This is a genomic window from Intrasporangium mesophilum, assembly GCF_054783095.1.
Genome location: NZ_BAAGRF010000052.1, coordinates 1 through 10,434 on the forward strand (window position 1 = coordinate 1; position 10,434 = coordinate 10,434).

General features: G+C 71.7%; 10 protein-coding genes. 7 read left to right on the top strand and 3 right to left on the bottom strand.

Annotation, left to right across the window (positions count from 1 at the left end; all coding sequences use genetic code 11):
• Positions 1-258: 258 nt before the first annotated feature.
• Together ACYVLP_RS23580 and ACYVLP_RS23585 are read right to left on the bottom strand one after the other, a co-directional pair.
• Positions 259-1,077: an SGNH/GDSL hydrolase family protein gene (locus tag ACYVLP_RS23580; protein ID WP_460629728.1), complete on the bottom strand. Its 819-nt coding sequence runs from the start codon at positions 1,075-1,077 to the stop codon at positions 259-261.
• Positions 1,074-1,751 carry a uracil-DNA glycosylase gene (locus ACYVLP_RS23585; protein WP_460629729.1) on the bottom strand — a complete coding sequence of 226 codons (678 nt, stop codon included), beginning with the start codon at positions 1,749-1,751 and terminating at the stop codon, positions 1,074-1,076. Before ACYVLP_RS23585 ends, ACYVLP_RS23580 begins: the two co-directional genes overlap by 4 nt.
• A 251-nt stretch (positions 1,752-2,002) precedes the next feature.
• Here ACYVLP_RS23585 and ACYVLP_RS23590 point away from each other — a divergent pair, with 251 nt between their 5' ends.
• The 7 genes from ACYVLP_RS23590 (at position 2,003) to ACYVLP_RS23620 (ending at position 8,916) form a co-directional block, all read left to right on the top strand.
• Complete coding sequence (locus ACYVLP_RS23590; protein WP_460629730.1) at positions 2,003-3,160, top strand: N-acetylglucosamine-6-phosphate deacetylase; 1,158 nt, start codon at positions 2,003-2,005, stop codon at positions 3,158-3,160.
• Between the two features lie 46 nt (positions 3,161-3,206).
• Positions 3,207-3,872 (top strand): HAD family hydrolase, encoded by a 666-nt coding sequence (locus ACYVLP_RS23595; RefSeq protein ID WP_460629731.1) that lies wholly within the window; start codon positions 3,207-3,209, stop codon positions 3,870-3,872.
• 179 nt (positions 3,873-4,051) lie between these two features.
• Entirely contained in the window at positions 4,052-5,437 is a 1,386-nt protein-coding gene (locus ACYVLP_RS23600; RefSeq protein ID WP_460629732.1) for a pyridoxal phosphate-dependent decarboxylase family protein, read from the top strand.
• A gap of 313 nt (positions 5,438-5,750) precedes the next feature.
• Entirely contained in the window at positions 5,751-6,047 is a 297-nt protein-coding gene (locus ACYVLP_RS23605) for a DUF3263 domain-containing protein (RefSeq protein ID WP_460629733.1), read from the top strand.
• A gap of 108 nt (positions 6,048-6,155) precedes the next feature.
• Positions 6,156-6,620, top strand: a complete 465-nt coding sequence (locus ACYVLP_RS23610) for a GNAT family N-acetyltransferase (RefSeq protein ID WP_452267349.1) — start codon at positions 6,156-6,158, stop codon at positions 6,618-6,620.
• Between the two features lie 34 nt (positions 6,621-6,654).
• Positions 6,655-7,773: a P1 family peptidase gene (locus ACYVLP_RS23615; RefSeq protein ID WP_460629734.1), complete on the top strand. Its 1,119-nt coding sequence runs from the start codon at positions 6,655-6,657 to the stop codon at positions 7,771-7,773.
• 174 nt (positions 7,774-7,947) lie between these two features.
• On the top strand, positions 7,948-8,916 hold the full coding sequence (locus tag ACYVLP_RS23620; RefSeq protein ID WP_460629735.1) for a type IV toxin-antitoxin system AbiEi family antitoxin domain-containing protein: 969 nt from the start codon (positions 7,948-7,950) through the stop codon (positions 8,914-8,916).
• 75 nt (positions 8,917-8,991) lie between these two features.
• On the opposite strand, the gene ACYVLP_RS23625 is transcribed toward ACYVLP_RS23620, so the two are convergent.
• Complete coding sequence (locus tag ACYVLP_RS23625; RefSeq protein WP_460629736.1) at positions 8,992-10,215, bottom strand: M48 family metallopeptidase; 1,224 nt, start codon at positions 10,213-10,215, stop codon at positions 8,992-8,994.
• Between the last annotated feature and the right edge of the window lie 219 nt (positions 10,216-10,434).

Here is a 10,434-nt window from a genome sequence, read left to right on the forward strand (position 1 = left end):
CCCACCCGTCCCGGTCGAGTGGGCGCCCCACCCCACCCGTTCCGGTCGAGTGGGCGCCCCACCCCACCCGTCCCGGTCGAGTGATCGCCCCACCCCACCCGTCCCGGTCGAGTGATCGCCCGGTCCCACGCGCCCCAGCCACGTGTGGCGGGTGGGGCGGGGCGCCCACTCGACGAGAGGCCGCCTCCAGTCACGCATCACAGTCGACTGAGGCGAGGGGACGGAGCGCTCACTCGACTGGGGGAGTGGACGGAGAGGTCAGTCGAGCGGGGTGACGTCGGGGCGCTTGGCGAGGCGGTTGTCGCCCGACGACCGCCCGGTCAGCCGCCGGTGCACCCACGGGCCGACGTACTCACGCGCCCACTGGGCGTTGGCCTGCAGCGCCTCGCGCCGGCTGATCGGCGGCGCGGGGTCGAGCGGTCGGGTCCAGTCGTGGTCCTCGCTCGGGTGACCCAGTGCCTCGAGGGCAGCCAGCGCGACGCGCCGGTGCCCTTCGCTCGTCATGTGGATCCGGTCCTCGGCCCACATCCGCCAGTCACGCAGTGCGTGCAGGCCCCACTGGTCGATGACGTGCGCGCCGTGCCGCCGGGCGATGCTCCAGATGTTCGAGGTGTGGATCGCGGCCCGGCCGCGAGTCGCCTTGACCAGCGGGGCATCCGCGGGGTCGACGGGTGTGGCCATGAGAACGTCGGCCCCAGTGGAGCGGATCTTCGCGACCGCGTCTTCGAGTCGGGCCGCCAGACCGTCGAGGTCGGCTTTGGGCCGCAGGATGTCGTTGCCGCCACCGACGATGCTCACGAGGTCGGGCTCGAGGGCGAGGGCCATGTCGAGCTGCGGACCGACCACATCGGCGAGCTTGCGGCCGCGGACTGCGAGGTTCGCATAACCGAAGTCCTGCCCGTCCGCCCTCGCCAGCAGCGACAGGTGCGCCGCGAGCCGGTCGGCCCAGCCGGCATACTCCCCGTCGTGCGCCAGCGCGGGGTCGTCGTCGCACATGCCCTCGGTGAACGAGTCGCCGATAGCGACGAAGCGGGTCCAGATGCGGCCGGCCGGTGCGCCGGGAATGGGCTGGGTCACGTCAGGCTCCAGTCGATCGGTGCAGCACCCTGCTGGGCGAGCAGCTGGTTGGTGCGGCTGAACGGCCGGGAGCCGAAGAAACCGGACCGTGCGGACAGCGGTGACGGGTGGGCGCTCTCGATGCGCGGGACCCCGCCGAGCAACGGGCCGAGCGACTGCGCCTGCCTGCCCCAGAGGATGGCGACGAGCGGACCGCCGCGTGACGCGAGCGCCGAGATCGCTTGGTCCGTAACGGTTTCCCAACCCTTGCCCTGATGGCTGGCGGGCTTGCCGGGCTGCACAGTGAGCACTCTGTTGAGCAGCATCACACCGCGCTCGAACCATGGCGACAGGTCGCCGTTGGCCGGCGTCGGCAGGCCGAGGTCGGTGCCCAGCTCCTGGTAGATGTTCTGCAGCGAGCGCGGGACCGGCCGGACGTCGGGAGCAACGCTGAAGCTGAGGCCGACCGGATGGCCGGGCGTCGGGTACGGGTCCTGACCGACGACGAGCACGCGGACGTCGGGCAGCGGTCGGGAGAACGCTCGCAGCACGGCCGGGCCGGCCGGAAGGTACCCGCGGCCGGCCACGAGCTCGGCGCGCAGGAAGTCGCCCATCGACCTGATCGTCGGAGCGACCGGCTCGAGTGCCGGGACCCACGTCGGGTGGACGAGCTCATTCAGGGGTCGCGCAGACACGCACCACAAGGTACCGCCGCGCGCGCCGCCTCCTCACCTCGAGTGGCCCCGCGGTCACACGACCGGTGGGGCTGGTGGCGTGGCGGGGCCACTCGACGTGGGGCTGGTGGCGTGGCGGGGCCACTCGACGTGGGGCTGGTGGGGTGGCGGGGCCACTCGAGCTGGGGCTGGTGGGGTGGCGGGGCCACTCGAGCTGGGGCTGGTGGGGTGGCGGGGCCACTCGACGTGGGGGATGCGACAGAATCGGGCCGATGAACGTCACGCTCCGCGGCCCGGCCCTCGTCGGCGACTCCGTCCTGCCCGATGTCGTCGTGCGCACCGACGGCGACCGCATCACGGCGGTCACCCCGCTCGGCCGCACGGCCGTCCCACCGCCCGAAGCGCAGGTCGTCGGGGAGACGATCGTGCCGGCATACGTCGACATGCACTGCCACGGCGGCGGCGGGACGGCGTTCACCGACCTGCGTGACGAGTCCGCCGCGGCGACAGCGCGACACCATCACGAGCGCGGCTCGACGACGGTCGTGGCGAGCCTCGTCACGATGAGCCCGCGCGATCTCGAGCGCGGCGTCGCGATGCTCGCCGAGCTCGCCGACGACGGGATCGTCGACGGGATCCACCTCGAGGGGCCATGGCTGTCCGAGGCACGGTGCGGGGCGCACGACCCGGCGCTGCTGCGGGACCCGAGCCTCGAGGAGGTCGAGCGCCTCCTGTCCGTCGGGCGCGGGCACCTTCGCCAGGTGACGCTGGCGCCCGAACGGGACCACGGCCTGGATCTCGTCCGGTGGCTCACGAGCGCCGGCGTCCACGCTGCGGTCGGGCACACGACGGCGACGTTTGCGCAGGTCGAGCAGGCTGTTGCCGCCGGAGCGGACATCGGTACGCACCTGTTCAACGGCATGGACCCATGGCACCACCGCAAGCCCGGCGCGGTCGCGGCGTTGCTCCGCTCGGCCGCGCGAGGCGAGGTCACGCTCGAGCTCATCGCCGACGGCACCCACCTGTCCGACGACTCCATGCGCACGGTTCTCGACCTCGTCGGGCCGGGGCAGGTGGCGTTCGTCTCGGACGCGATGGCAGCCGCCGGGGTCGGCGACGGCGCGTACGTCCTCGGCGACCTGTCCGTCGTCGTCGAACGCGGCGTCGCTCGGCTGACCCACAACCCCGACGGCACGTCGCCGGGGTCGATCGCCGGCGGCACGAGCCACGTCGCCGACATCGTCGCCCGTGCGGTTGCCGCCGGTGTCCCGCTGGCGTATGCCGCCCGCTGCGGAGGGCGTACCCCTGCCCGAGCGCTGGGCCTGACCGACCGCGGCGTGCTGGCCGCGGGCGCGCGCGCCGACCTGCTGCTGGTCGGAGAGGACGCCCGCCCGGCCCGCGTCATGCGTGCTGGACGGTGGCTCGACTGATGGGAGGCGGTCGGGGCGACCGCGCTCGTGGGCTTAGGCTCGCTCGGTGACCTCACCCCGCTGGACCACCGCCGTCTTCGACCTGGACGGGACGCTGGCCGACACGATCAACCTCATCGTGGAGTCGTACCAGCACGCCTTCCGCAGCATCCTCGGTCGCGAGGAGGACCCCGCCGTCATCCGGTCGTGGATCGGCCGGCCCCTGATCAGTGCGTTCCGCGACCACTCGCCCGAGCACGCTGATGAGCTCTACGAGACGTACCTCGCCTGGAACGCCGACAACACCGAGCGGCTCATCCGCGGCTACGACGGGGTGCGGGAGGTGCTGCGCGACCTCGCCGAGTCCGGCGTGCACGTCGGCGTCGCGACCTCGAAGCGCCGCGAGTCGGCCCAGCAGGCGATGGACCTGCTCGGGCTGAGCGAGTTCGTCGAGGTGCTCGTCGCCATGGAGGACACCGAGCGGCACAAGCCCGACCCGACCCCGCTGCTGCTCGCCCTCCAGCGGATGGGCCGGTCTTCGAACGACTCCGTGTACGTCGGTGACGCCGTCGTCGACGTGCTCGCGGGCAAGGCCGCCGGCATGGACACCATCGCCGTCACCTGGGGCGCCGGGCTGCCCGAGGCCCTGCACGGGGTCCGGCCGACCGCGATCGCGACCTCCGCGGACGAGCTGCGGGGCGCCCTGCTCGGCGTTGTCGTCCGGGTCGACTGACAGGACGTATGCCGCCCGGTGCCGGGTTCCGCGTGGGTGCCGGGTTCCGCGTGGGTGCCGGGTTCCGCGCGCGCACCGCGCAGTTCGTGCCTGTCATCGGACCCGGGGGGCGTGCGGGCAGGCGGCGAATAGCGGCTGGGTGGGCGTTCCGCGATCCGGCCAGGGCCTAGAGTCTCTGCGTGCACAGCTTCGACAAGGACGCCGACCACCTCGCCGTCGACAAGGTCCTGCGCTACGCGCGGGAGCGCCTGCTCATGGACCCGATCCCGCTCGACGGCGCCCAGACCGAGGACTACCTCCGGTCAGCGGCCGGCCAGACGATCACCCCGTCGGGTCTCGGCGCGACGCGGGCCATGGAGCTCTTCGAGCACACGCTCGCCCCGGCCTGCCTGTCGACCGACCACCCGCGCTACCTGTCGTTCATCCCGTGCGCGCCCACGCGTGAGGCCGCCGCGTTCGACGTCGTCGTCGGCGCATCCTCGATCTACGGCGGCTCCTGGATGGAGGGCGCGGGCGCCGTCTACGCGGAGAACCAGGCGCTGCGCTGGATCGCCGACCTCGCAGGCCTGCCGGACTCGGCGGGCGGCGTCTTCGTCCCCGGCGGCACCGTCGGCAACCTGTCCGCGCTCGTGGTGGCACGGCATACGGCTCGCGCTCGTGCAGTGGCCGACCACGCGGAGAGCGGGGTGACCGACCGCGCGGCCCCGCGGCCGTTCCGCATCGCGGCGACCGACAACGCCCACTCGTCCGTCGTGTCCATGGCTGCCGTCATGGATGCCGAGGTGTGCGGCGTCTCGGTCGACGAGGAGCTGCGGATGACCGGCACCGAGCTGCGGCGAACCCTCGAGAAGTACGGACCCGAGACGTTCTTCGCCGTCGTCGCGACGAGCGGGACCACGAACTTCGGCGTCGTCGACGACCTCGAGTCCGTGGCCGAGGTGTGCCAGGAGTTCGGGATCTGGCTGCACGTCGACGGCGCCTACGGCGGTGCGGGTCTCGCGGCGCCGTCGGTGCGCGACCTGTTCACCGGCATCGAGCACGCCGACTCGTTCATCGTCGACCCGCACAAATGGCTGTTCGCACCGTTCGACTGCTGCGCCCTGCTCTACCGTGCCCCGGAGCTGGCACGCGTCGCCCACACGCAGGAGGCCGGGTACCTCGACGTCATCACCAAGTCCACCGAGTGGAACCCGACCGACTACTCGATCGGCCTGACCCGCCGCGCTCGGGGCCTGCCGTTCTGGTACTCGCTCGCCGTGCACGGCACCGACGCCTACGTCGAGGCGATCGAGAGCACGCTCGAGGTGACCCGGTTCGCGGCCGAGGAGATCGCACGGCGGCCGTACCTCGAAGCCGTGCGCGAGCCCGACCTGTCGGTGGTCGTCTTCCGGCGCCTCGGCTGGGCACCGGATGACTACCAGGCCTGGACCGACCGGCTGCTGGGGCAGGAGTTCGCGTTCGTCGTGCCGACGTCGTTCCGCGGTGAGACGCTGACCCGGTTCGCCGTCGTCAACCCGCACACGACCAAGGAGGACGTCAACGCGATCCTGGATACGATGGCGTGACGTCCACGCGCTCCGGTGCGTGGACCCCTGTCGGCCCGTGTCATCGAGCGCCCAGCTCGGGGCTCGTGAGACGCCTGTGACAGATGGGGCAAAGGGGCCCGACACGATCGTCCGACACCCCCGTGGGGAGGCGCGGAGCTGAATGACACCGATGTTATTTCGGTCTAGGGTGAGAGCGGAGCCAACGCCACCCCTCGTGACCAGCAACCCGCCGCGCCGCCCCGCTTCCGGTACCACACGCAGCACCACACCCAGCACCTCCTCGAGCAACGCGGCCGACGAGACACCAGCACCACCTCAGCGAGACGAGGACATGAGCACAGACCACGCCACGGCCCAGTCGCACGGCCCCGAGCCGAGCGGACTGACGCCCCGCGACCTGGAGATCCTGGCGTTCGAGCGCCAGTGGTGGAAGTACGCCGGCTCCAAGGAGCAGGCGATCAAGGAGCTCTTCGACATGAGCTCCACGCGGTACTACCAGGTCCTCAACGCGCTGCTCGACGACCCCGACGCCCTCGAGGCCGACCCGATGCTCATCAAGCGGCTGCGCCGGATGCGCGCGAGCCGGCAGCGGGCGCGCACCAGCCGGCGCCTCGGCATCAACGTCTGACCCAGGTGCCTGGGTGGCGCGTCGGGCGGGGCTGTGGTTCGGCCCGGTTTGGCGCCATCTGTAGGCGATCCGGCCTGTTCGTTCACCCGTAAGTGGTTCACTTCCCACATGGCCGAGGTGCTGATCCGCCGCGCGGGGGCCGACGACGCTTTCGTCGTCGCAGCGCTGCACCTCCAGTTCGCTCGCGAGCTCGGTATGCCGTCCGAGCCGGGATACCTCGACCGCTTCGTCGACGCGTGGCTCGCCGAGCGGCCGGACCGGCCGACGTGGATCGCCGAGAGCCGGGGCGAGCACGCAGGCATCCTCGAGACGAGGCGGATCCGGGCGCTGCCGTGGCCGGGCCGCAAGGACGTCAGCTGGCTGCATGTCGGCGGCCTGTTCGTCGCGCCGGCCTGTCGCGACCGCGGGGTCGGCCGGGCGCTCACCGAGGCGATGATCGAGTGGTCGCGCACGACCGACGTGAAGTGGATCCGGCTCAACGCCCCGGATGCCCGCGCGCAGGAGTTCTACGAGCGGCTCGGGTTCAGCTCGCCGGGTCGACTCATGGAGTTCGACCTGCGCGACCCCTCGTGACCGCTGTCGGGGTGTGCCGTTCTAGGGTCGGTTCGTGGACCCAGCCCCGACCAACCCTCCCGGGCCTGACGACGGCGCGGCCACCGGTCGTGCGGTCCCTGGCCCGACGAACTCGCTCGTCGACATCGCCGGCATCCGAGTCGGGCACTGCACCCGCGACGAGCGGGGCTGGCTGACAGGTGTGACGGTGGTCGTAGCTCCACCTGGTGGCGCGGTCGCCGGGGTCGACGTGCGCGGCGGCGGCCCCGGCACCCGGGAGACGGACCTGCTCGACCCGCGCAACCTCGTCGACCGGATCAACGCCGTCGTGCTCGGCGGCGGCTCCGCGTTCGGGCTCGCCGCGGCCGACGGCGTGATGGATGGCCTGCTCGCCGACGGGCTGGGCTGGCCCATGGCGGACCCGCCAGACCCGGAGCGCGTCGTGCCCATCGTGCCTGCGGCCATCCTGTTCGACCTCGGACGAGGAGGCACCTGGGGCCACCGTCCGAGCGCGGCCGACGGCAGAGCGGCATACGGCTCGGCCTCGGGATCCTTTGTGGCACAAGGGAATGTCGGCGCCGGGACGGGAGCCAAGGTCGGCGGGTTCAAGGGAGGTGTGGGCTCGGCGAGCGTCGTGCTGCCTTCCGGGGCGAGTGTCGCCGCACTCGTGGTCGTCAACGCGGTCGGGTCTGCGGTCGACGAGGCCACGGGCCGGCCGTATGCCGTCGGGCTGGGTCTGCCGGGCGAGCTCGACCATGTCGGGTGGCCCTCGGAGTCCGAGCTCGAAGGGGCTCGCGCGCGCGCCGCCGAGCTGCCGGACCGGGCCGCGGGTACGCCTGGACTCGCCACGACCATCGGCGTCGTCGCGACCGACGCGACGCTGTCGAAAGCCCAGTGCCAGAAGGCTGCTGGGGTCGCACACGATGGTCTCGCCCGTGCGCTGAAGCCCGTTCACACACTCTTCGACGGCGACACGCTGTTTGCACTCTCGACGGGCGCGCGCGACACCTCGGACCCCGTCGAGCTCGCGCTGCTCATGGAGGCCGGGGCCGACTGCGTCGCGCGCGCGGTCGTGCACGGCCTGCTCGCGGCGACCTCTGTCGACCGCTCCGCGGACGGGGGAGTGGCACTGCGCTCGTGGTCCGACGCCTTCCCGTCCGCGCACAGTCCCTAGTCGAGTGTCCGCGTCGTCCCACGCGTCGGGGAGTCCTTCCTGCAGCTGGTGCCTGAGGAACCCCCCGACCCTCAGCAGGGCGGCTCTGCACACCCCCTGGCACCAGCGGCTGCTCGTCCACAGTGACGGCGAGCGGAGCTGTCTGCTCGGTCCTGCTCGGTGATGCTGGCGTCCATGAACCGGACCCGGCTCGCCGATCTCGCGGCGGCACAGGAGGGGGTCGTCTCCCGTGGCCAGGCTCTCGCTTGCGGATTGACTGACTCCGACATCGCGAGGTTGGTGCGGCGGCGAGAATGGGCGCGAGTCCATGACGGCATCTACGTCTCGCACACCGGCCCGCTGACCTGGCTCCAGCGCGCTTGGGCCGCCGTTCTGTTCCATGCGCCGGCCGCGCTTGCGGGACGGTCAGCGCTGCGGGTGCACCGGGTGCGGAGCGAGTCCGCGCCGTTGCGGGTCGTCAGTGACGAGCCGATCCACGTCGTCGTCGACCACCGCCGCCGCGTCTCAGCGCCGCCCGGGGTCATCGTCTCGCGGCGGGTCGGGTTCCACGATGTCGTCCAGGCCCACCTCAGCCCGCCGCGCCTACGCCTGGAGGAGGCATTGCTCGACGTAGCCTCTCGAGCCCGGTCGGACAGGGGTGCCATCGGCCTGCTCGCTGACGCATGTCAGGAAGGGCGCACCACGGCCGAGCGACTCCGGCGCGCGTTGGCTCGTCGTCGTCGACTGCCGCGACATCGCGTGCTTCTCGCAGTGCTGCGCGACATCGCCGAGGGTGCGATGTCGGTGCTGGAGCAGCGCTACCTCGTCGATGTCGAACGCCGGCACGGGCTGCCGCGCGCGCGGCGCCAGCGACGGCTCGTCGTGCGTCGTGGAGTGACGTTCCGAGATGTCGACTATGAGGAGCTCGCGACGACCGTCGAGCTCGATGGGCGCTGGGTGCACCAGACGGCGGCCGCTGCGTGGCTGGACTTCCTCCGTGACGTCGATACCGCAGTGCAGGGCGGGGTCACGGTGCGCGTGGGGTGGGTCCATGTCCTCGACCCGTGCAGTACGGCAGCCGCATTGGCGCCCTTGCTGGCCAGCAGGGGTTGGCTCGGCTCGCCTCGTCGATGCAGTCCGACCTGTGCCGTGGGTGCTGGATGACGGCCGGGTCCGGGAGTTCTCCGTGCGTGTGATGCGTGAAGAGCTCCCCCACTGTGTGTGGTGCCGCGGATGGTCTCAGGACACGTACTGCTCGATCAGGTCCGCTTTCAGCTGGCCCGCCAGCTCAGGACGAAGAGCCGCGAGCTCCCGGTCGGCCCCTGGCATCGCGTCGAGGACTGCCGTCGACGGGCTCACCGGGCGAGCCGCGAGGAGGCTCATCCGCAGGTCGTCGGGAGGGTGGGTGTCGTCCCAGCGACGGTCCGCCGCCATCGCTCTCAGTCGCGCCGCCTCCACCTCGGAATCGGTCAGAGCAGGCCGTGCGGCAACCTGCTCGAGGACCGCGAACGGGTCCTCGCGACGTCGCACGGCAGCGCCGGCGAGCGTGTGCAACCCGGCGAGGTTCGTGACGCTGGCAAACAGGCGAACCGTGGCGTCGGTGCCGGCAACGCGCGCGGCGTTGACGTCGGCGAGGTACTCGCGCCGCTGGCTCTCCACGGCCGCGAGGCGTTCGAAGACGAGGAGCAGCCCGACGAACGGCAGCGAGACGATGCGGAGCAGGGCCGAGCCCATCGCGTTGCTGAAGGCCTGTGAGGACTCGCTGTTCGGGTAGCCCGCGTAGAACTCGGAGTAGGCATCGCTCGGCAGCGGAGTGAGCATCGTTGCGAGCCCGAACAGGATCGTATGGGCGCCGGCGACGATCCTCGCGTGCAGCGTGTCCCGTCCACGCAGGTGGCCGAGCTCGTGGGCGAGCAAGGCGGCCCGTTGGTCCGACGGCAGGCAGGTCCACAGGGGCAGACCGATGACTAGGATGCTGCCGCGGCGCCAAGGCAGGCTTGCAACCGCCGCGTTGAAGTCGGTGCTGGCGGCGATGACCCGAGGGGGCGCCACTCCGACCCCGTTCGCGAGGTCGCGCACCAGCCTGTATACCTGAGGGAAGTCCGGCGACGGCAGCACGCGGACGTCAGCGTGCTCGCGCCGCGGGAAGATCTCGTATACGACAACCCATGCGAGCACGACCGCGACCCAACCGATGACGTTCTTCGGCTGGAAGGTGGCCCACACGAGCCAGGCCACACAGACCACAGCGACGACAAGCACCAGCACGCAGAACGTCAACAGCCCGGCCGACGACGGGGAGAAGCCGGACTCGCCTGAGGCGGCCATCTTGTCGTGCACTCGCTGGGAGGCGGAGTCGAGTGCCCTCCTCCGGGCGCGAGCGACCCATGAGAGCCGTTCCGCCTGGGCGGCGGCGGCCGGCTGCTGGGAGGTCGGGCTGAGACTGGGCGGCAGGTCTGACACGGCACGTCCTTCGCGTCGTTGGGTCCAGCCGGACTCTAGGCGAACCGGCTTCCTCGTGGCGTGTACCTGCCGAAGTCCGCGTGCTCAAGGGTGAACGCCACGCGCGGGGCGACAGCGCGATCGGGCCCTTCCGGATCTGGACGCTCCTATGGTTCGTCAAGGCGTGGTGGGTGCGTGTTCGAGTTGGCGGTATAGGTCTCTGGCGATGTAGCGCTTGAG

Excerpts from the sequence above, each read along its gene's own strand:
- ACYVLP_RS23590 (WP_460629730.1), top strand. The coding sequence starts at position 2,003 with ATGAACGTCACGCTCCGCGGCCCGGCCCTCGTCGGCGACTCCGTCCTG.
- ACYVLP_RS23605 (WP_460629733.1), top strand. The coding sequence starts at position 5,751 with ATGAGCACAGACCACGCCACGGCCCAGTCGCACGGCCCCGAGCCGAGC.
- ACYVLP_RS23610 (WP_452267349.1), top strand. The coding sequence starts at position 6,156 with ATGGCCGAGGTGCTGATCCGCCGCGCGGGGGCCGACGACGCTTTCGTC.
- ACYVLP_RS23620 (WP_460629735.1), top strand. The coding sequence starts at position 7,948 with ATGAACCGGACCCGGCTCGCCGATCTCGCGGCGGCACAGGAGGGGGTC.